21 protein-coding genes and 1 riboswitch are annotated in these 21,383 nt (G+C 24.6%); of the genes, 11 read left to right on the forward strand and 10 right to left on the reverse strand.

Annotation, left to right across the window (positions count from 1 at the left end; genetic code table 11):
• Positions 1–679 precede the first annotated feature (679 nt).
• The 6 genes from RWY47_RS14435 to RWY47_RS14460 all read right to left on the reverse strand — a co-directional run bounded on the left by RWY47_RS14435 (position 680) and on the right by RWY47_RS14460 (position 7,455).
• Positions 680–985: a helix-turn-helix domain-containing protein gene (locus RWY47_RS14435; RefSeq protein WP_021434368.1), complete on the reverse strand. Its 306-nt coding sequence runs from the start codon at positions 983–985 to the stop codon at positions 680–682.
• A gap of 731 nt (positions 986–1,716) precedes the next feature.
• Positions 1,717–2,415 (reverse strand): ferric reductase-like transmembrane domain-containing protein, encoded by a 699-nt coding sequence (locus RWY47_RS14440; RefSeq protein ID WP_167402756.1) that lies wholly within the window; start codon positions 2,413–2,415, stop codon positions 1,717–1,719.
• A gap of 785 nt (positions 2,416–3,200) precedes the next feature.
• Positions 3,201–3,902, reverse strand: coding sequence for a class B sortase (gene srtB, locus RWY47_RS14445; protein ID WP_168932736.1), 702 nt, complete (start codon positions 3,900–3,902; stop codon positions 3,201–3,203).
• 42 nt (positions 3,903–3,944) lie between these two features.
• Entirely contained in the window at positions 3,945–5,309 is a 1,365-nt protein-coding gene (locus RWY47_RS14450) for an RNA polymerase sigma factor (RefSeq protein ID WP_150841975.1), read from the reverse strand.
• Positions 5,310–5,728: 419 nt separating this feature from the next.
• Positions 5,729–6,283: a hypothetical protein gene (locus RWY47_RS14455; RefSeq protein ID WP_021430599.1), complete on the reverse strand. Its 555-nt coding sequence runs from the start codon at positions 6,281–6,283 to the stop codon at positions 5,729–5,731.
• 179 nt (positions 6,284–6,462) lie between these two features.
• Entirely contained in the window at positions 6,463–7,455 is a 993-nt protein-coding gene (locus RWY47_RS14460) for a leucine-rich repeat domain-containing protein (RefSeq protein WP_224171150.1), read from the reverse strand.
• Between the two features lie 588 nt (positions 7,456–8,043).
• Between RWY47_RS14460 and RWY47_RS14465 the strand changes: the two genes are divergently transcribed.
• Together RWY47_RS14465 and RWY47_RS14470 are read left to right on the forward strand one after the other, a co-directional pair.
• On the forward strand, positions 8,044–8,199 hold the full coding sequence (locus tag RWY47_RS14465) for a hypothetical protein (protein WP_021430601.1): 156 nt from the start codon (positions 8,044–8,046) through the stop codon (positions 8,197–8,199).
• Between the two features lie 309 nt (positions 8,200–8,508).
• Positions 8,509–9,129 (forward strand): flavodoxin family protein, encoded by a 621-nt coding sequence (locus RWY47_RS14470; protein WP_150841977.1) that lies wholly within the window; start codon positions 8,509–8,511, stop codon positions 9,127–9,129.
• Positions 9,130–9,171: 42 nt separating this feature from the next.
• On the opposite strand, the gene RWY47_RS14475 is transcribed toward RWY47_RS14470, so the two are convergent.
• A complete protein-coding gene (locus tag RWY47_RS14475) occupies positions 9,172–9,465 on the reverse strand; it encodes a hypothetical protein (protein ID WP_150841978.1) in 294 nt (97 codons plus the stop codon).
• Positions 9,466–9,598: 133 nt separating this feature from the next.
• Positions 9,599–9,660: riboswitch (Fluoride riboswitch) on the forward strand.
• A gap of 57 nt (positions 9,661–9,717) precedes the next feature.
• Between RWY47_RS14475 and RWY47_RS14480 the strand changes: the two genes are divergently transcribed.
• Positions 9,718–10,944 (forward strand): chloride channel protein, encoded by a 1,227-nt coding sequence (locus tag RWY47_RS14480; RefSeq protein WP_150841979.1) that lies wholly within the window; start codon positions 9,718–9,720, stop codon positions 10,942–10,944.
• A gap of 368 nt (positions 10,945–11,312) precedes the next feature.
• On the forward strand, positions 11,313–11,831 hold the full coding sequence (locus RWY47_RS14485; RefSeq protein WP_167402758.1) for a GNAT family N-acetyltransferase: 519 nt from the start codon (positions 11,313–11,315) through the stop codon (positions 11,829–11,831).
• A gap of 152 nt (positions 11,832–11,983) precedes the next feature.
• On the opposite strand, the gene RWY47_RS14490 is transcribed toward RWY47_RS14485, so the two are convergent.
• Positions 11,984–12,247, reverse strand: coding sequence for a hypothetical protein (locus RWY47_RS14490; RefSeq protein ID WP_021430606.1), 264 nt, complete (start codon positions 12,245–12,247; stop codon positions 11,984–11,986).
• Between the two features lie 200 nt (positions 12,248–12,447).
• Positions 12,448–12,930: a flavodoxin family protein gene (locus tag RWY47_RS14495; RefSeq protein WP_224171149.1), complete on the reverse strand. Its 483-nt coding sequence runs from the start codon at positions 12,928–12,930 to the stop codon at positions 12,448–12,450.
• A gap of 139 nt (positions 12,931–13,069) precedes the next feature.
• Here RWY47_RS14495 and RWY47_RS14500 point away from each other — a divergent pair, with 139 nt between their 5' ends.
• From RWY47_RS14500 to RWY47_RS14530, 7 genes are all read left to right on the forward strand, one after another.
• Positions 13,070–13,564, forward strand: a complete 495-nt coding sequence (locus RWY47_RS14500; RefSeq protein ID WP_150841982.1) for an RNA polymerase sigma factor — start codon at positions 13,070–13,072, stop codon at positions 13,562–13,564.
• Positions 13,551–14,216 carry a zf-HC2 domain-containing protein gene (locus RWY47_RS14505; protein WP_150841983.1) on the forward strand — a complete coding sequence of 222 codons (666 nt, stop codon included), beginning with the start codon at positions 13,551–13,553 and terminating at the stop codon, positions 14,214–14,216. The genes RWY47_RS14500 and RWY47_RS14505 overlap by 14 nt, the downstream gene beginning before the upstream one ends.
• Positions 14,217–14,315: 99 nt before the next feature.
• The gene (locus RWY47_RS14510) at positions 14,316–14,846 is read left to right on the forward strand and encodes a YbjQ family protein (protein WP_207656663.1); all 531 of its coding nucleotides are present in this window, start codon (positions 14,316–14,318) and stop codon (positions 14,844–14,846) included.
• Between the two features lie 171 nt (positions 14,847–15,017).
• The gene (locus RWY47_RS14515; protein WP_168932729.1) at positions 15,018–15,581 is read left to right on the forward strand and encodes a hypothetical protein; all 564 of its coding nucleotides are present in this window, start codon (positions 15,018–15,020) and stop codon (positions 15,579–15,581) included.
• A gap of 363 nt (positions 15,582–15,944) precedes the next feature.
• Positions 15,945–17,912: a sensor histidine kinase gene (locus tag RWY47_RS14520; protein ID WP_150841985.1), complete on the forward strand. Its 1,968-nt coding sequence runs from the start codon at positions 15,945–15,947 to the stop codon at positions 17,910–17,912.
• Between the two features lie 658 nt (positions 17,913–18,570).
• Positions 18,571–18,840 (forward strand): AbrB/MazE/SpoVT family DNA-binding domain-containing protein, encoded by a 270-nt coding sequence (locus RWY47_RS14525; RefSeq protein ID WP_021430612.1) that lies wholly within the window; start codon positions 18,571–18,573, stop codon positions 18,838–18,840.
• Positions 18,841–19,236: 396 nt separating this feature from the next.
• The gene (locus RWY47_RS14530) at positions 19,237–20,622 is read left to right on the forward strand and encodes a peptide MFS transporter (protein ID WP_224171147.1); all 1,386 of its coding nucleotides are present in this window, start codon (positions 19,237–19,239) and stop codon (positions 20,620–20,622) included.
• Between the two features lie 112 nt (positions 20,623–20,734).
• Here RWY47_RS14530 and RWY47_RS14535 read toward each other — a convergent pair whose 3' ends face one another.
• Positions 20,735–21,148, reverse strand: a complete 414-nt coding sequence (locus tag RWY47_RS14535) for a universal stress protein (protein WP_021430614.1) — start codon at positions 21,146–21,148, stop codon at positions 20,735–20,737.
• Positions 21,149–21,383 lie beyond the last annotated feature (235 nt).

Here is a 21,383-nt window from a genome sequence, read left to right on the forward strand (position 1 = left end):
TTTAAGACATAATAAAAATGGAGGTATTACTATGACATTGTTATTAATAATAGGAATTGTAATATACATTGTTAAAAACAAAAGGAATAATGAAGATGCTTTTTTAGAAAATGATCAAATAATAGATGTTAATTATAGAGAAGTTGACTAGAACAAGTCTTATTATACAATTCAATATTAATATATAAGCAAATTAACCTTCATACGTCACCGTTTATATAGGTTAGTGTGTAGAAGGCTAATTAGGACAAATCTTAATAATTTAATACAATGAGGGTAAAATATAATTCTACTTGTATTAAGTATAAAAAATTAAAACAAAACACAATTAGGCTTTATATAACTCAATCAATAAAAATATAGGGTTTTAATTGATTCTATTTAAATTATATAAAAGTATAATTATTTACGTATATTAGATATACGTCTAGTAAACAGAAAAATTAATACTTTAAATTAGATTTTTTAATAAAATTTATATGACTATATATGCAAATCCAACACAAATTCATTGTATTTCAAATCTATTAATCTAGATTCAGATAAATCATAATTCAAATCGATTCAAATATAACTATTTCTTTTTATAATACCTATAAGTTTAATGAGTTAAAAAAATAAATATAATCTTTTTCATTATGGAAAAATTGTATAATGAAAAAGATTATATTTATACTTTTTAAATACCTATTTTAAGTTCATTTAACTCAGACTTTTTATCCATTTTCTTTTTAATTTTTTTCTGTTTCACTTCATCTAAATCGTCCAAAGTAATTTTACCAATATACAAATTAAATTCATCAACACCAAAGTGTTTTATCATAGATTGTTCTGTTATTAACCAAGTTTTACCGAATTTTTTTACCTCAACATTGTCGATTAGCTTTCCATTTGATACTTGTTTTCGTAACGTTGAATTATCTAAACCATAAATATCTGCTACTTGTTGAAACGTATATAGACCCTTAAAACTCCCATTTGCCATTTTAATTTCCTCCAAATTATTCTATGTATTAAAATTTGTATAACTTTAAATCAATTAGATATTTATTAAGGTTTGTATCTAATTGAATCCCCCAGATATATTATAAGTCAATTCATATACTAGGTGTTAGAGGCTATTTGAAGTATTTTAATAAAAAAAATGGTATAAGTCTAATTATATAAAGACATATACCATATAAACTTATTTTCTATATTATTAATATATATTTTATTTAACTGTTTTAAGAATGATATGTAAAAACCTATTACCTATGAAGGTATTCTTAATAACATAAAAAATAATCAAATGTGATTATATCACAAACACCTGTATTTTTAACCCTCTTAATTTTTATAGTATAGCACGCTGATTTTTAAAATCAATATATGTTACAGGATTGAAACAAATGTATCGAAATTGATACTCATTTAACGATGGATGACACTTGTCCGACAAAGTAAAAACTATTGGAAAGTATTTAAATCAAATACAAAACAATAGACATAAAAAATTAAATAATTATTAAATATATATTAAATAATTATTTAATTGTATAGTAAAATCTAAAATAGATTTAATTTGCATGATAAATATTGGAGGACATTTGTCCTACAATCCAAATAAGTTGCACAGGTTGCAAGAATCTTATCAATTTGCCTGTAATAAGTATAAAAAAAGGATATCTAAAAAAGACATCCTTTTTTGTATGCAAAGATGGTTAAAAACTTCAACTAAATACTTGATACTTTCATTGATTTAACTTTCTTTTCATTAAAGCATTTCATGATTCTAAGTATTGTATAAACTATAAAAATTGTAGAGTAAATAACAATTTTTAATATATCTACATTATCTTTATTTAAAAGAATAAGAGCTACATGTAAATAAGTTAACCCATAAAATAAGTACGACCATCTTTGTATTTTTTTCCATTTAACATACTTAATTTTGATTCTAACAAATTTAAATGAAGTAATAAACAATGGAATCATAACTAAAAATGCAACTAAACCTATAGTCAGATGAATCATAGATAATCCAGGAAGCGTAAGTGATTTAACAAAATCTCCAAAAATAAAATATGTATATATTAAGCCATGTGGAAGTATAAGTATAGATCCTAGTATAGCTAATTGAGCTCTTATACTTAATAGTTTTTTAGTTACAACATACTTTTTATCAAGAGCCCCTGTAAACATTACGATAATAAAGAAAGCTACAGATAAAATACCTTTCATTGATGATTTATAAGATGCTAGTAGAAGTCCTTGTAGCTCTATATTATATGTTTCTCCGTAAAGATTTATGTAGCTAGTTAGTAAAGCCATCGTTAAAGCAATTATGTAGTATAAGTTTGAATGCTTTTTAATACTAGACGTACAAAATAATGATACTACTATTGTAAATATCAGAGAGTAAATCAATAGCATTTTGATTCTCCTTTTCATTGTATAATGATAATTAATTTCAATAAAATTGTATACTAAAATTTTAACTAGGTCAACAAATTTTTGTAAAAAATCTAATTATTTAGTTTCAATAATAAAAAATATAGTCAAAGTAATAAAAAAAGAAGTGTATCAGAATTTCTAATTAAGATTAATAAATTGTGGTTTTAGATATTTAAATTAGAATAATTGTAATATATAATTGAAAAAACAAGTTAGCTAAAGTAAAAATACTGAACTTTAGCTAACTTGTTGATATGATATAAAGAGATTAACTTTTTGAGTCCATATGCAATAACTAATAATAGATTTGATTCAAGAATTATAAACATAATTGTATGCTTGGGCAAATAAAAGTTATATATATAAATAGTTGTTAAAAAAATTAAAAATATAGATCTAAATATATTAGTTCTGTAATTATTACAGTTGTTAGAAAGGCGATTATTGCTACTTTTCTTAAAATATAAATATAAAGCAAATATAAACATTGAAACTAAAATGTTTATTGTAGTTATAAAAATATGTAAATGTATGTTCATATTATAACCTCGTGTAAGTAAGTATTTAGTTGTTGTATCGTCTTTATTTCTAATACGGATATTATGAAAATTTCTATAATTAAAAAAAGTAAGTTATAATCTCTTAATAAATAAAGTTTATAAATTAAATATCAAAAATTTCATAATAATTCGATTATTGAAACACCTGTATTTTCTAAAATAAATGTAGAGATAGCAGCTGCAGCACTTGAATAGATAGGTGCGCTATTTATCAAGTTTGGCATGAACAACCATGCGAGCATTATCAAACTCATAACTGCATGTAGATAAGGTTAAAATTTTATCGGTTGAATCAACATTTACTGAAGATTTAAATAAAGAATCTTTTTTTATTTCACTTAAAAAATTATTAAAATCTTCGTTAGAAGCAAATGAAGTTTTGTTGTAAACATTACTAGAATCAGTTACATAAGCAGAAAATATTGTATAGTTTAAAACAGTACCATCAGGTTCAGATATAGATATAGTTTTATATTTATTAAAAAACTCTTCATCTTTAAATTTTTTTAGTTGGCCAAACATAGTTCCATTCCTCATACTATGTCCATAAAGTACTGTGTTGAAATCATTAAATTTATCATTTTGGTAATCTAGGAAGATAGATCCTGACTCTAGATAATTTTTATCCATATCTTTATTTAAATAGAACTCATTATTACTTGATTGAACTATTGGATAGTGAATATTTGTACCATCTACATCTAACCACCCTCTATAGTCTTTATTAAGATAAGATAAGTCTACTGAATTATCATTGTTATTTTGTTGTGATTCTTTTATTTTGTAAATTTTATCATATACTTTATCAGCTTTATTATACTGTATAAATTTGTTTATTATTTTATAAGAGCTAAACAACAGTATAATTAAAAGTAGTAAGTTTATTATCCATCGTATTTTTTTCATTTTGAAATTATCCTTATACATTAAATTTATATATTTTGAAAGTTATATCTTTTTTATATTATATACAGCTTTATTTCCAACGATATCATATATAGTTAAGTATAAAGGTAAATTACTTATTTTTACAACAACAATACCTTTATCTTTGTCTATTGATTGGATATTTAAAATATTTTCATTAGAATCTTTTAAATAAATCTTATTAAAATCTATTCCACTACCAGAATCCTTTAACCTAATTATAATTTTATCACTATCATATGTGTAGTTTATAATATTTGGAGATTCTGTATCTATACAATTAATTTTAAATTCCTTAACTATAGGAGAGTGTTGTTTAAAGTTTACAAATACCTTATAATCCCCATTTTTAGTGATTTTAAATCTATAAGTAGATGGATTTACATAGTTACCCAAGAGTTTTTCAGAATTACCAAGTTTAATATACAAATCATTTACTAGAGACTTATCCTTTACTTGAATATCTACTAAAACGGGATTATTTGTAATTTTAGATGTATCACTTATTGATATATTTATAGTATCTAATAAATTAGATTTAGAAGATAAATTACCTACATTTGAAAAATCGTATTTGGTGATTTCATAAATACCTAGAACAGAAGTAGACACCACTATTGAGGTAGTTAGTGAAACTGCCATAGTTTTGGACATACTTTGTTTATGGTTAATTTTGAATTTAAAACTTTTACCTATGTTAAAATGAGACTTATACAATACATTTCCCAAAATATTTTTTGAGGAATTTAAATTTAGTAAGTTTTCATTAGATGCCTTTTTAAAGAATTCAAATAGCATAAATCCATAAATTTTTCTATTATCTTTTCTTTCTTCAGAATATAACTTATATAAATTTTTCTTTGCATTACTTAGCCTACTTTTTACAGTACCTTCAGAAATGTTTAAAACATATGCAATCTCTGAAACTTTTAGATCATCGAAGTATTTTAAAATCAGTATTGTTGAATGTATAGATGAAAGCTTATTAATTAAATTCATCAATTCGCAATTACTTTCTTTTAGAATATATGACTCAATAGGGTCAACATCTTTTGCAGTATCGCTTAGAGTAGGCAAAACATAATCCGAATGAACCTCTCCAAATTTTCTTACCTTGGAAAGCTCTTTAATGCAATAATTGTATGTAATTTTATTTATCCATGCTATAAATAATTTAGGAGATTCTAACTTATCAAGTGACTTTAGAACAATCAAAAATACTTCTTGTACGGCGTCTTCTGCCATAGACTTATCTTTTAAAATATTTAAAGATAGGAAATACACCTTTTGATAAGTTAAAGAATATAAATCTGAAAAAGCTTGAGAGTCTCCATTTTTACATTTAGATACAAGTTTACTTATTTTTAAATACTTTAAGCTACTCAATTATCAAATGTCCTCCTAATATTAATTTAAAATCTAATTAATATTAAACATAATACCATAATTATAGAAATGAAAGTAAAATTTTAGATAAAATATTTAATGAGTAAAATTTTAGATATTAAAAGAGAGCAGATTTCGAGTTTATAAGATATATCAAGGTTTTAACAAAAAATAATAAAAGGCTATGAAAAGTTTAAAAAGTTCACAACCTAGTTAGTTTTAATATTTAAAAATTTTTTTAAAACAATGCTTTAGCAAAGCTGTATTTAAATATACCGTAAATATTAAAAATAATAATAATACAAACTTAAAAAATTTCATTTTATAATAGTCTCCTTATGATGATATGATTTACTTTATGATTGCTATTTAAAATAGTTTTCAAAATAAATAAAAGAGTTAATCATTAACTCTTTTATTTAACTTCCATTACTTAAAGGTGTTTGACCTACATTTTGTTTCAACATTAATATTTTCTTTTCATGCTTTAACTTTTGAGTTTCTTGAAATTTTAATTGATATTGTAGTTTAAGTAAATCTCTTTTTTCTATAACTTCTTTTAAATTTTTAATTTCTTCTTCAGCACAACTATGTAAATATTTTTCTTTCAATGAAGTTAGGTCATTTTCTTCAAAATCATTATATATTTTGTGTCTAATATTTGTTATATCAACAACTTGTTTTTTATTTTTCAAAACAGTTTTAACAGCTTTAATATTTAAAAATGGAGTACCACTTTTATTCTTTAAAACCTGATAAGTTCCTTCCACAAATAAAACTTGCTGATTTAACTTGCTGTTTGTTAAATGAGCAGTATGTCTTCTGCTAAAATTTATTACTGCAATAGATGGATAAGAACCATCTATTGCAGGTATTTTTTCAATTAATCGACTTTCTCCATTTTCTAAAAATGTTAAGTTTTCTAAATCGCTACATTCTAAAGCTAGGGTTATGTATGCATCGATAATTTTCATATTTTTAAATCCTCCTATAAAACTAACTAAATAAAATTGAATAATAACTACAAATTAAAAAGTTTTAATAGTTAAAATAAGCAAAAAGGAATAAATCCTAATCGCTTTTATATGTACCAACACGTATACAGGTTAATTGAGTTAAATAGTATTAAAGTAAAAACTAGATAGTATTATCTTTAATCGTTTATAGCTACACCTGTAAAAGTAAAGATTTTTTTAAACATATTGATTAAAGAGAAATCTTTTTTGAAAGAATCTCCCTTAGTTACAGAGTTGTTGTCTTTACATTTATCATGTATTTTATCTATTGGTGTAGATATATATTTATACGGAAGAACCACTTTACCACTAAACTCACTTTTTTCAGAATCCATGATTTTTTTTATAGAAAAGTGATATTCTAAATTTTCATATATATCATTCCATAGAATAGTATTTGAATCGACATTATATATTCCATTACTAGAAATATCCTTATCAAGTATATGTATAAATGATCCATCTATGCTTCTTATAACATTGTTAATTTCAATAGGTGATGAATCGAAATTAAATTCATAATTATTTAAAACAATTTCTTGGTTTTGTAGGTCTAAAAGACCAATGTTATTTAGACCATTTAAAGTATTTAAGTTTCTTATTCTATTATTATTTAAACTAAGACAAACTAAATTGGTCAATTTTGATAGAGGACTTAAATTTTCTATTTGGTTTGAACTTAAATCTAAATAGTTTAAGTTTATTAATCCCTTTAAAGGTTCTAAGTTTGTTATATAATTTTCACTTAAAGTCAAATAAGTTAAGTTAGTTAAGTTTTGTAAATAAGTTATATTATTGATTTTATTTTTATCTATATTTAGAGTAACGAGCTCTTTTAGATTGCATATAGAGCTTAAATCACTAATCTCATTTTTTGATAACCCAAGATAACTCAAGTTTTTACAATACTGAATGCCCTCAAGATTGTTTATTCCCTCTCCAGTTAAATTCAATGCTAGCAGACTCTCTAATTGAACTCTAGTTATAGGGGCATCATCTGGGGAGTTAAATTTTGCGTTAAGAGCTTTCTTTAAGTTAAAATCGGGTATATTAATAACTTCATGTCTATTTATTAGTGTATTTTCTTTTTTCTTAAAATCAGTAGTTAAGTTTACAATTGCTTGTTCCATGTATATTCTCCTTTTGTCATTAAAAATCTTATATAGTGATACATTTATTTTTAAAATTAATGTTTTTTATTTTATAAAATACAATTCGATTTTATGTATTTACAATATAAGAGGTAAATAAAAACAAAAAGGTTCAATTTTTTTAAAAAGTTTTTATATTTTTATATGAAATATTTTTAATTAGAAAAAATTAATACATATTTCATATAAAAAACATATTAAATTTATTTAAATAGAATATAGTGTATGTATAAGTAGAGGTATTTAATTTGAAAAATTAAAGTAAATACTTCTTAAGTTTAAGAATATAAATTAACTTGAAATTAATTTCATATTTTACATATATAGGAAATGTGAAAAATAAAGATATTTATATTTAGAAACTCTAAATTCAATGGAGTTACTATGTTTAACTATTTTTAGAGCAGATTTTTTATAGATATAATTTGTTTTAAATTAAAATATTAAAGTTTTCTTACAATATTGACATGTAAGTTTAATAAAAAAACATGTTAAACTTACATTAAATAAGTGTATAGATGTATATTGTAGTATAAATTTATAAAATTGTAAGGAGAGGATGATTAGATGCCTAAAAGTTTATCTCATTATTCATTCAATGATGATTTAACAATCAGAAATTATTTAGCATTAATGACATGCATTATAAATCCAAGAATGACTCAATCAAAGGCTGTAAAGTTATTTGAAATTAATTGTAAGGGTGATAAAAGAAGAAAGTAAGTACAGATAGTGATAATGTTTAAGTTTTTAGAAGGTAAATAAAGTTTTAATTTAAAATTAATATGGGGTATTCTATTAAGTTTTAATCGTTATAGTTTTATAAATTTAAAACTATCTTATAGATTAGCTTAGTTAAATATATAAATGAATTGAAAAAACTGAAGATAGTCTATCTAGTGATTAGGTAGACTATCTTTAGTTTTTATTAAAAAGTTAAAATTTAATTGATTTTATGTTAAATATGCGATATATAATTTTATTAAGGATGTAAATATGTTCAAAATTAAATTAGATTAGGATGGTGTAGGTATGAAAGTATTGTTAGTCAATGGAAGTCCAAATAAAAATGGATGTACATACACAGCATTAGAAGAAGTTTCAAAAGCACTAGAAGCAAGTGGAATAGATACAGAAATTTTTCACATAGGTAATAAGCCTATAGGAGGATGTATAGGATGTCGTTCATGTAAAAATACAGGTAAGTGCTTCATGAATGATGGAGTTAATGATTTTGTAGAAAAGGCAAAGTATGCAGATGGATTTGTATTTGGATCACCTGTTTATTATGCATCTGCAGCAGGATCATTAGTATCTTTTTTAGATAGAGTATTTTATAGCGGAGGAAAACACATGGCATTTAAGCCAGGGGCTTCAGTAGTTAGTGCGAGAAGAGCAGGAACTACTGCTACATTTGATCAATTAAATAAGTACTTTACTATCTCTAATATGCCAATTGTTAGTTCTCAATATTGGAATATGGTCCATGGAAACACTTCAGACGAAGTAAAAAAAGATGTAGAGGGATTACAAACAATGAGAGTTTTAGGCAAAAATATGGCATGGATAATAAAATGTATAGATATTGGTAAAAAGAATAATATAGAAAAACCAGATTTAGAAGATAGATTACATACAAATTTTATAAGATAAAAATTATAATAAAAAAGCACTTGGAAAATGCGAAGTGCTTTTTTATATATTAGAAAGTTTTTCATCTTTGTTTTTAAGTATTTTGGATATTATAAGCTTTTCTATTCCCCACATTGAAAAAGCTATAATTCCAATAATAATACCTTGATTTAGATTACATGCAGAAACAACAATTCCTACAACTATGCATGCAAAACCATTTATTACTCCATTCACTTGATCTTTAGAATTATAAAATAACGGAACTCTTTTATACTGTTCTATTGCTGATACTATCAGTCCATATACAATAAAAAATATACCTATAATCATTTTTATAATCATAACTTCTCTCATAACTTTAACCCCTTCCTTAATTTAATCCCCTAGTTTACTAAAGCATACTATTTTAAAAATATAAAATCAACAATGTGTATATTTTTGTAACTTAATTGAAATTTTAGCTATTTTATAATATAATAAATTGGTAAATTAAATCGGCGATGGAGTTCGCCATTAAATGCATAAGATGCTAATGACTCCTACTCTTATAAATATTTAAGGGTAGGAGTCTGTTTTTTTGCAGAAAATAGACTAGGAGGATTAATTGTGAATGAATTAAAAAAACATATAAAAGAAAGTGAAGTAGTATCTATTGTATTTTTAAGATGGTTTTTGCTAGCATCCATATCTGGGATTGCTGTTGGGATTGTTATATCATTTTTCTTAAAAAGCTTACAATGGGCAACAAGTACGAGAGAATCAAATTCATGGTTATTATACATGTTACCTCTAGGAGGAGCTTTTGTAAGTTATTTATATTCTAAATACGGTAAAGATTCATCAAAAGGAAATAATTTAATTATTGAACGAATTAATGAGGGTGAAGGAAGGATTCCTTTTAGAATGGCACCACTTGTGTTCTTCGGAACTTTTATAACACATTTATTTGGTGGGTCTGCTGGTAGAGAGGGTACTGGAGTACAAATAGGAGCTAGCGTATCTTCTAAAATAGGGGACCTTCTAAAATTAAAAGGTATGGATTATACAATACTTATAATCAGTGGTGTAAGCAGTGGTTTTGGAGTTGTATTTGGAACGCCTATTGCAGGTACTGTATTTGGGCTTGAAGTTTCAACTCTTGGTAAAATGCGATATGAAGCAATAATACCTTGTTTTATATCAAGTTATATAGGCAACTTTATAGCAGAAACTTTAAAGGTACAGCACAGTCATTATAATATGGGAGTGTCTTTAACTGGTGTTGATGTATTTTTCAAAGTTATATTATGTGCTGTTTTATTTGGGCTTACTAGCAAACTTTTTTCAGAGCTTACTCATGCTTTAAAGAAGTTTTTTGCTGCCAAGATACCAAACACATCTTTAAAAAGCTTTATAGGCGGTATTATCATTATTATTATAGTTTTAATTCTTGGAACTAGAATTTATCTTGGGTTAAGTTTAGATTTATTAAGTAATGCATTTAACCAGACTATCCCTAAAGGAGCATTTATAATAAAGCTTGTTTTAACATCACTTACGCTTGCTGTAGGATTCCAAGGTGGAGAGGTTACTCCATTATTTGTAATAGGAGCAACTTTAGGAAACTTACTTGCGAGTATTATCGGCCTTCCTATTGAATTTTTAGCAGGCCTTGGAATGATAGGAGTATTTGCAGGAGCTACAAAAACGCCTATAGCATCTTTTATAATGGGAATTGAATTATTTGGATCCGCTAATATTGGATTTATATTTATTGCTTGTGTAATAAGTTATGTATTTGCAGGTAAAAGCGGTATATATACATCTCAAGATAGTAGTCTTCTAGATAGATAATTTCTTACAAATAAAAAAAGACTGTTTCCGATACAGTCTTTAAAAGGGGGTATTTTATTATTAATACTATTATTGGGGGGATAGTACTATTAACTTGATTAATGAGGGGCACTTAAGGCCCCTCTATATATGTCCGTTCCTACTGATTGTTAATATATGTCGTTTTTTGATGTCTATGTATACAATATACTATAATAAAATATACATGTCTATAATATAAATATATTTTTATATAAAAATATATTTATATTAAATTCTTAACAGTTAAAAATATATAAATTAATTTATATATTTTTCTAGGGTTATTACATTTAACGTCTAATATATTTTAAATGAGCATTCATAGAGTGTTTAAAATGGAGGTTATTATGTATAAAAGAAAAATATTAGAAATGGATGAACTTCAGGTTTACACATATATAAACTGGAAATATGAATATCCTTATGAGTTTTATAATATCCCAGAAGAAGGTGTAAAAGAAACTATTGATGAAATATTTGAAGATAATAATAGCTTTTACTTTTCTGTGTTCGATTCTAATGATAAATTATTTGGTATATATGAGTATACCTTTAGATCAAACTTTATGGAAATCGGACTTGGGATAAGACCTGAAGATACTGGTAAAGGACTGGGGTTAGACTTCATAAAAGAATGCATTCATTTCGGAAGGACTACCTTTTTATATAGAGGAGATATTTGTTTAAGAGTTGCTGATTTTAATAAGAGAGCTATCAAGTTATATAAAAAAATAGGTTTTATTGAATTTTCTAGAGAAGAAAATATTTCATTTGGAAAACCTGTTGTTTTTATATGTATGAAGCTACTAAATAATATCTCCTATCTAACTGATTCTCTTGAAATCGAGTATGAACACTTAAATTGATTTAATAGCTCATCTATATATTACTATTAAATACAATTTGAATTCCCACTAATTTTTTATTGAAATTTGCTTATGTTTGTAAAAATAAAAGGTATGTAAATTGAATATTATAATATTCAATTTACATACCTTTTATTTTTATATTTTAGTTTTTAATATAGTCTATGTCTTTTTTCCTTTATTTCATATGCAAACGAACTCCATGTCCATGTTGTGTAAATTAAAAATAAAGTTGTGTAAAATGCAGAAAATAATATATCATCAGTTTCTTTATGCACTAACTTTAGTATTAAAAAACATGAACTTTCAAAACATAAAATAGCTGAAATAGCCATATTAACATATAAAGGTTTTTTGAAAAAATTCACCCCATATTTAATAAGCTCTTTATTTTCACTTGAATCTTCAAAAAGCAATTATATCATCTCCCCCTAAAATTCTATAACCCCTCAATATATATGGTATCACAAAATTGTCACACAAGTTTTAAATTGTAGTAAAATTTGTATTTTTTGCACTAAAATTAAATAAATTACCATTATTTTATAAAGTATTTTCTTTTAAGAGTTTTGCTCAGACTATAACTCAATATCTATCAAAGTTTTAAATACATATTTTATATATTTAGTGTTTGAAGCCATTTCTTAACCTTGTCTAATGAACTATCAGTTTCTTTTTTTAATGGATCTACTAATTCGATATCTCCTATAAATATATTTTCTGAAAGTTCTTTTTTGAAGTTAGCGAAACACTTCTCACTTCCACCACCGCCATGGCAAGCAAATAAAGCTATATTCTTATTATTTATAGTACTAATATCTAAAAAAGTATTAAATGGAGCTGCATAAGTTCCAGCCCATACAGGAGTACCTAAAAATATATTATCATATTTACTTATATCAGTTTCCTTATTCATAAGTTCTGGTTTTTGCTTAAATATTACACTCTTACCTCCCCATACATACTTTCTAAATCCTGAAGATGGAAATTCTTTTTTAGGTTTCAATTCTATTATATCTGCACCAATTTCTTTGGCGATAAATTCTGCTATTAATTTGGTATTACCCTCTAACGAATAATAAACTACTAAATTTTTCATATTCTTACCCTCCCTATATATGGATAATTATATCAGATATATAAGTTATAATTATTATCTATATAAATTTAAGTTATTTTAAATTTTTTGTAACGAAAGTAACTTTTAGAAGTCTCATTTATGTAAGGAGGATTATACTTTGAATGATTTTGAAAATTTATACAAACAGCATTTCAAGTATGTTTATAGATATATCCTATCTATTTGTAAAAATACTGAAATAGCTGAAGATATAACACAAGAAACATTTTTTAAAGCATTAAAAAACCTAAAAAATTTCAAGGGTCAATGCAATGTAAGATCATGGTTATGTCAAATAGGAAAAAATACTTATTTTTCATATTTAAAAAAGCTTAAAAAACAATGTGAAATAGATATATGTGAATCAAATAGTATTAGTTGCTTAGAAGATAATTTAATTTTAGAAGAAAATGTATCCGAAGTTCATAAGGAAATAGATAAACTTGAAAATGTATATAAAGAAGTTTTTTGTCTAAGAACATTTGGAGAACTTTCTTTTTTAGAAATAGCCAAAATTCATTCAAAAAGTGAAAGTTGGGCAAGAGTTACATATCATAGAGCAAAATTAAAAATCAGAAAAAACATGGAGGTAAATATTTATGAAAAAAGTTGATTGTGAAATAATTCAAGACTTGCTTCCCTTGTATATAGACAACATATGTAGTGAGAAAAGCAAGGAATTAATAAATATACATATATGCTCTTGTGATGAATGTCTACGGGATTTAAATATAATGAGAGAGTCTATGTTCTTAATTGATCCTCATACTAATTCAGATAATAATTCAGAAATAGATATATTAAAAAAAATTAAGAGTTCTTTATTAAAAAAAAATATAAAACTAGTAGCTAGTAGCTGTATTTTTATAACTATAGTTTTTGTATTACTTGGACTTTATATATTTAAACATGAAGATGTTATTTTATATAAAGATGTATCTATTAAAATCGATGAATTTGGTCCTGAAAAAAATATAATCTACACTGGTCCTGCTAACAATTTAGTTAAATCTACAGAAAAGACTATAAAAGAAACCGATGATACAATATATCAATCAATTAACTTATGGCTAACAAAGACTCCTTATACAACATTTACTAAACCAAATCTTAAAAATTATTCTGTTTTTACTTTAAATGATTATGTAGATTCTGTTGATGTAGAACATCCAGATACAAAGAAAGTTTATAAGCCTGTTGAGATATATTATACGGACGGTATTTCAGGTAAAAGGCATTTATTATGGAAAGACAAAACTTTTTAATATTAAAATTTATAAAAGTGTAATTTTTTTGATACATAAATATATTTAAACTTGTTGTAAAATTAGTATTATATACAAAGTTTTGAGGGGGATATTATTATGGCTTTTTTAGAAAAATCAACTAGAAAATGTAATGAATGCGGCGAGGTACTTGGTAGATTTTGGGGTGATGATATATGTCCCAAATGTAAAGAGAGTAAAAATGAAGCAATTTTAGCAATTGAGAATCAAAGAAAAACTGAAGAACTAGATAAGTATGAAGAAGGATGTAGAAAAGCAAAATCAATTTGCAAAAACATTATACTATCAACAACACCTTCATTAGAAGGATATAAGATAAGTGAGTACTTAGGAATAGAAAGTTCAGAAGTAATAATCGGAACAGGGGTTGTTACTGACTTTATATCAAGTATTACTGACTTAGTAGGTGGTAGAGCTAGTGGTTATGAAAATAGCCTTGCTAAAGCAAAACAAGAAGCCTTTGATATATTAAGATTTAAAGGAGCCTTACTAGGTGGAAATGCAATTGTTGGCGTAAAGTCAAGTTATATGGATATTGGAGATAATATGTTTGGTGTTTTTATTGAAGGAACTATTGTAAAAGCTGATTTAATCAACGATGAAATATAATAATATATATTTAAAATCAAGTGTTATTATATTTTATTATAAAAATTATCTGTTAACTTAAATAACAAATTAAATCAATCAACTTCTTAAATTTTAACTCATAATGCCGATATTAAATGTTAGTTGGAGTGAGTGGATAAATAGATAAATTTGAATTTACGGGGGATGTAATTGAAAAAACAAATAATTTTTATACTATTAATAATTTCAAGTTTTACTATTACTGGATGTACTTATACTAAAATACCTGGCAATACTGATGAATCTATTAAGCAATACTTAATAGGCTCTAAATTAATAAATTCGCCAAATAAAGAAGATATATCCATTGTAGATAATACTTATATTCAAAACTCTAAGATTGTAGGATTTTTAAGCAAATATAATAATGGGGTTGTTATATGTGAAAAAAATAAAAAAGGGAACTACATATTAAGCGATGTTAAGTGCTCTACGAAAAAAAAAGAAACACTTGGAGTTGAAGATTTTTTAGTTAATTATAATACATACAACGGTTCTTCTAAAAGTAATAATGCTTTTGTCTTATTATCTGATGGTTCCAAAGTTTCTCATGTAGAAATTACAATAAATGATACATATACGCGTAAGGAATCATTTAAACTAGATCGTCCATCTATGATTGTTGTCAGTAATGATTTATTAAGCAAAAAATCTTCTTACGTAAATTGTAAGTATTTTGACAAAAATAATAATGAAATAATCCAAGATGTTTAATAGAAAAAGCTAAATGGAGGACAAGTATCCTCCATTTAGCTTTTTTATTAAATGAAATACTTTAGTACTTATTATAATATTACTTTTTAAGTTCCTAACTATTAAAAATATATTAAATCTTTTTTAAATATATTTTTAATAGTTTTTAAATTTATACTTCCTTAAAATACTAAGCTATATTTAGAAAATACATAGCTTTAGTCTATACACAATAATAACTATCTATCTCTAAATTTATTTAATAGTATTTTTATTATTTTTGAATTTATATATTATAAAATTTTTTCGTAAATATAAACAAAAAACGACAAAATAAAATATATTTTTATGTTAGGATTTATATAAAAAGTTGGAGGTATTATAATGGAAATAATAGATAGAGAATACACAATCAACAAAAATAATTTATTGGTATATGTTGTTTTAAGCATGCTAACATTATCTATTATTATTATTGCAAATGTATTTTTTAAAGAAAATGTTGAATCAAATTATCTACAATCAACATTGCATTTTATAAAGTTCTTTAATTTTCTTATTTCCTTATTAGGAATAGGAAGTTGTTTAGTTTCTTACAATAGAACAAAAAATGAAAGTATTTTTTTAATTCTATTAATGTTTGTGGGGTTGTCAGTAGGAATTTTATTCGGACATATAGATTATCTACCTTATTACTACACGGAATTATATTCATCTCTATATGTAGTAATATCTTCATCCCTAATTAGAGTTTCTCTAATTATCCTTGCAATCCTGCCTAATACTAAAATTAGTAAACTAATAATTGACAATAAAAAACTTTCAATACTTATTGTAATATCTCTAACTTTAATTTTAGGCACTTTGGAGAGAAGATTATTCCTATATAATAATGAATTTAAATCAAATACTTTTTTAATTTATAATACTTTTTTAGCTTTCACATATACAGTTTGTTCATGTGCTCTTTTTTTAAAATCAATAAAGGATAAAGAGTCCATATTTGTGGTTCTAAGTTCTAGTGTATTCATACTTGCAATAAAAGCAATTTACGCTATACATATATCAACTCGATTAACATTTTACACTAAATTAGTGTCTATATCTTTGACATATATTTGTTTTTTTATAGTAATTATAGGAGCGTTAATTGAATTGTTTATTTATATGTCTAGAACGAAAGTATTAAATAATAATTTAAACTTATTTTATAACTTATCAGAAAATGATAAACATAGTTTTATGCTGATTTTCGATGAAGACTCAAACTTATTATATGCTAATAAAAAAGTTATAGATTATTATTCATGTGGTAATGATCTTCATAAATTAACGCTACTTTTAAAAGATAAAATCTATAAAGTAAATGAATATGATGAAATTATAAAGTCCTTAAATTTAAATAATTGTTGGAGAGGTGTCATAAAAATTGAAAATAGAAATGTAACTTTAGATTGCTGTGTTCAAACAATTATTTCAGCAAGCAGTAAAAAAGAGATTGCAGTTACATATATAGATATATCAGATGTAGTTAAGAAAGAACTCGAAGTAAAAAAACTTAAAACTTATGATAAAGAAAAAACTGAATTTATAGCTAATATTTCGCATGAATTAAAAACTCCAATTAATTTACTTTATTCATCCATTCAATTGTTAGATAGTTTTAGTGTGAAAAATTCGATAGACTTTAATGCTATATACAACAAATATAGCAAAATATTGCGTACAAATTGTCAGAGGATGACAAGACTAGTAAATAATATCATGGATTTGTCTGAAATAGACCTGGGTACACTTACTGTAAAGTTTAAAAATTATAACATAGTGTCTATTGTAGAAGACGTAACCTTATCTGTAATTGAATATGCTTTATCGAAAGGTATAACTATACAGTTTGATACTGAAGAAGAAGAGCATATTATAAAGTGTGATGCTTATATGATTGAACGCTCTATATTAAATTTACTATCAAACTCAATTAAATTTTCTAATAAAGGGTCTTCTATTTTAGTAAATTTAAACATAGATGATCAATGGACTAAGATTGTAGTGAAAGATGAGGGAATTGGTATATCTAAAGAAAACCAAGAAGTTATTTTTGATAAGTTTGTCCAAATAGATAAGTCATTTACTAGGTCAAATGAAGGAAGCGGAATAGGATTAAGTATTGTTAAGTCTTTAGTGAACCTTCATGATGGAGTTATTACTGTTGAAAGTGATTTATCTAAAGGGAGTTCATTTACAATATTTTTACCAAATGTAATAATTGAAAACTGTTGTCCTTCTATATATAATATAAATTCATATAACGCTGAGTTAGAGCTTTCCGATATATATGAAGTTGTAACTTAACATTATATTTAAGTAAAAAATTCGCTTCACTTGCCTCTCTAATGACTTCGCCCATTACTTACAATATCATTTTTACTTTAACCAAAATTTTGGCATTGCTATGCTCCACATATTATCCTCAAACATTATTTAAATATAGTTTTCTTAAGAGTAAAAAATGGAGGACAATTGTCTTCCATTTTTTATATTAAACAATAGGTTAAAAAAAGATTAAACATATATTTAATCTTTTTTTAATCTGTTTACACTTGTTCTAAATCCTTACTAGATTTAAATTCGAACTCGATATTAACAGTTAATGTGTAACTTTTTTATGCTTAACACCCACTTAGTATTTATAAAATAAGTAAAATACTGTAATACATACGATTATTTTATATAAAATTAAAAAGTTTCCAAAATTACTTTTAATGGTCAAAGTTGGATAGATTCTACTGAATTAGCAAATCAATCAATATTAAAAACAGTATATACTATTTAAATTCTAATAAAATTCACAATTTATTTATATACATTCCATACTCATGTGATTTAATGTAAATAAAAAAATTTTTGGCTTGAATTCAATGTTTCGAGCTATTTTGACAAATTTTTACAGTTACTTTTCCATGAATATCCAATAAAATAAACTTAAACAATTCACTTAAGGAGGAATGCAATGAAGAAAAATTCGAAGGATTTAACAGTAGGCGTTAACCGTAATATTGATGACCTAGGAAGAGTAGTTTTACCTAAAGAAATGAGAGATAAGTTAAATTTAAAAAAGAACAGTCCTGTTAGTATAAAACTATTTAAAGATTATATCAAAATTGAAAAAGCTATAACTACATGTTCTTTTTGCTCTAGTGAAGAAAATATAGAGTATTATAAAGAGTTACCTATATGCAAGTCATGTTTAAATGAAATAGTTGAGAAGTTTAATAAATAATTTAAGCTTACTTCTCTATAAAGTTTAATACAATGGAAAATATGATATTAATTTATACATTAACTTAAAATATTAATTTTATAAATTGTGCTATACATTAACTTATTTTGATTAAAATATTACTATGTAAATTGATGTATAGCACATATATGCGTTTTTAATAAGTCATTTCATAAAAATTAACTCCATATATTGTCTTATTTTATTAATTTAATTTGTTCATTTCTAAAACCTCACAAATTTACAAATGTGAAAATATTCTGATAAAAAATACTAAATATAAAAATATTTTAATATATTTTATTGTAAAATTATGTAAAAAAATAATTAAATATTGTTATCTATGGTGATATTATATAATTAGAGACTAATTAATATGGGGAGGGGTTTTTAATTATGGATCAAAAGGTAAAACATCCAATGGGGCTTTGGCTAGCAAATATATCTATTGCTCTTCAAAGTTATGCAGGTTATGCAGTATCATCTATACTAATATTATTTTTTACAGCAGATATTAGTCAAAATGGGCTAGGTTTAAGCGTAGCAAAAGCAACTGCAATTATAGGTTTATATCAAGGAATAAACTATATGGGTTCTTTAATAGGGGGATATATATCAGACAAGTGGCTTGGAATACAAAAGTCACTTATACTAGGATCTTTTATTACTGCATGTGGATATATACTTTTATTTTTTGCAAAGCCAAATATAGCAAGTGTATGGTCTGGGTTAATAGTACTCGTAATAGCAGGAGCATTCTTTAAGGGGCAGATAAGTTCTCTTGTAGGTACTTTATATGATCAAGATGAGTTATCAAAAAAAGATGCTGCTTACAGTATTTTTTATATGTTTATAAATATAGGTTCTTTCTTTGGCCCTATTATAGCTGGTTTTATATCAGATAAATGGTTTGCCAAATTAACATCTGATGGAGAAATAGCAGCGTATGGATATAAATATATTTTTTTAATGGCTGCTATAGCAATGTTTATTGTTTGCTTTTTACTTATAGTTCTATCTCCAAAATGGTTAGGTGCAAAAGGTAAATATCCAGTTTATGATAAAGAAAACAAGTCTAATAAAAAAAGTGCAGATAATGCTCTTACTCAAGTTGAAAAAAACAGATTAAAAGCAATGGGTGTTTTATTTATATTTGTTGTTTTATTTTGGACTGCATGGTATCAAACATCAACATCATTTACATTATTATCAAATGAGTTAGTAAATAGAAATTTAGGAAGTTTCGTAATTCCGGTTCCATGGTTAACATCTTTCAATGGAATATTATGTGTTGTATTATCTCCTGTACTAGGTAGTATATGGATTAAACTATCTAAATCAAAGCACGGAGACCTATCTATTCCTTCTAAAATGGGCCTAGGTATGCTTCTTACAGCTGCAGCGTTTATTACAGTAATATTAGGTATAAAAACTTTAGGTGGAGTATTTGATGGAAGTAAGCAAATGAATATATTATTTATTCTTCTAGCTTATTTCTTATTAACTGTTGGGGAGTTATGCATATCTCCTATTGGAATGGCAATGTTTAATAAATTAGCTCCACAAAAATATAGCTCACTTGCAATGGGTGCATGGTATATGAGTTTCTTTTTCTCAAACTTAATTTCAGGAAAAGTTGCTGGTTTCACAGAAACTATGGGATATACTAAGATATTTGTATTAATTACTATTGTAGTAAGTGTTTTTGGAGTTTTATTAATCCTAATGAGAAAGAAATTAACAGAGTTAATGGCTTTAGAGAAATTTAATGCAAATGCATAGTTATTTATATTACAGAAATATTAAATATGTAATTATAAGAGTTTAACTTGTTTTTATATATTAAAAAGGAGCATTTAAATGCTCCTTTTTTTATATCTGTAATGAAAATAATTTATTCTGGAACTATAACTACAGTACACTTAGATTTTTTAACTACATATAAAGTTACAGAACCTATTGAATCTATAAAGTTTTTCTTAGTTGATTTAGTCATAACAATTAAATCAAACTTGCCATCTATTGACTTTTCTATAATCTCTTGCCCTGCATCACCTATTGTATAATAAGTTTTTACTTCATAACCTTGTAACTTTCTTTTTAAACGATCTAGCATACTCTTTATTTCTTTTTCAGATTCTTTTACTCTCATATCTATAATCATTGGATTTGTTAAATTAGTTAAAACAACATCATTTACACACATCAAGGTTATCTTAACCTTTTCATTTGAAAACTCATTTAATATAAAATCTAAGGATTTTTGACTTCTATCACTACCATCAATAGGAACTAAAATGCTTCGCATATAATCACATCCTTTTATTTTAATTTTATCATATATAAATGTTAAATTGAACAAATTAACTTATTAATTTTAATATAATAAAATACATATTTACTAATTTAATTATCTATCAAAAGTTCAAATTCTAACAGCTTAAATAGATTTAATAAATATTAAATAATTATTTAATACTTATTAAATCTCAATATAACTTATACTTCTTAATTGTTTTAAAGCTTTATACTAAGTTTAAAAT

It is taken from the genome of Paraclostridium sp. MRS3W1, from assembly GCF_032465715.1.
Lineage (GTDB): Bacteria > Bacillota > Clostridia > Peptostreptococcales > Peptostreptococcaceae > Paraclostridium > Paraclostridium dentum.

Coding starts and splice junctions, on each gene's coding strand:
- RWY47_RS14510 (WP_207656663.1), top strand. CDS start 14,316: ATGGCTTTTTTAGAAAAATCAACTAGAAAATGTAATGAATGCGGCGAG.
- RWY47_RS14495 (WP_224171149.1), bottom strand. CDS start 12,930: ATGAAAAATTTAGTAGTTTATTATTCGTTAGAGGGTAATACCAAATTA.
- RWY47_RS14470 (WP_150841977.1), top strand. CDS start 8,509: ATGAAAGTATTGTTAGTCAATGGAAGTCCAAATAAAAATGGATGTACA.
- RWY47_RS14505 (WP_150841983.1), top strand. CDS start 13,551: ATGAAAAAAGTTGATTGTGAAATAATTCAAGACTTGCTTCCCTTGTAT.
- RWY47_RS14455 (WP_021430599.1), bottom strand. CDS start 6,283: ATGAAAATTATCGATGCATACATAACCCTAGCTTTAGAATGTAGCGAT.
- RWY47_RS14475 (WP_150841978.1), bottom strand. CDS start 9,465: ATGAGAGAAGTTATGATTATAAAAATGATTATAGGTATATTTTTTATT.
- RWY47_RS14535 (WP_021430614.1), bottom strand. CDS start 21,148: ATGCGAAGCATTTTAGTTCCTATTGATGGTAGTGATAGAAGTCAAAAA.
- RWY47_RS14440 (WP_167402756.1), bottom strand. CDS start 2,415: ATGCTATTGATTTACTCTCTGATATTTACAATAGTAGTATCATTATTT.
- RWY47_RS14465 (WP_021430601.1), top strand. CDS start 8,044: ATGCCTAAAAGTTTATCTCATTATTCATTCAATGATGATTTAACAATC.
- RWY47_RS14435 (WP_021434368.1), bottom strand. CDS start 985: ATGGCAAATGGGAGTTTTAAGGGTCTATATACGTTTCAACAAGTAGCA.
- srtB (WP_168932736.1), bottom strand. CDS start 3,902: ATGAAAAAAATACGATGGATAATAAACTTACTACTTTTAATTATACTG.
- RWY47_RS14530 (WP_224171147.1), top strand. CDS start 19,237: ATGGATCAAAAGGTAAAACATCCAATGGGGCTTTGGCTAGCAAATATA.
- RWY47_RS14460 (WP_224171150.1), bottom strand. CDS start 7,455: ATGGAACAAGCAATTGTAAACTTAACTACTGATTTTAAGAAAAAAGAA.
- RWY47_RS14525 (WP_021430612.1), top strand. CDS start 18,571: ATGAAGAAAAATTCGAAGGATTTAACAGTAGGCGTTAACCGTAATATT.
- RWY47_RS14520 (WP_150841985.1), top strand. CDS start 15,945: ATGGAAATAATAGATAGAGAATACACAATCAACAAAAATAATTTATTG.
- RWY47_RS14485 (WP_167402758.1), top strand. CDS start 11,313: ATGTATAAAAGAAAAATATTAGAAATGGATGAACTTCAGGTTTACACA.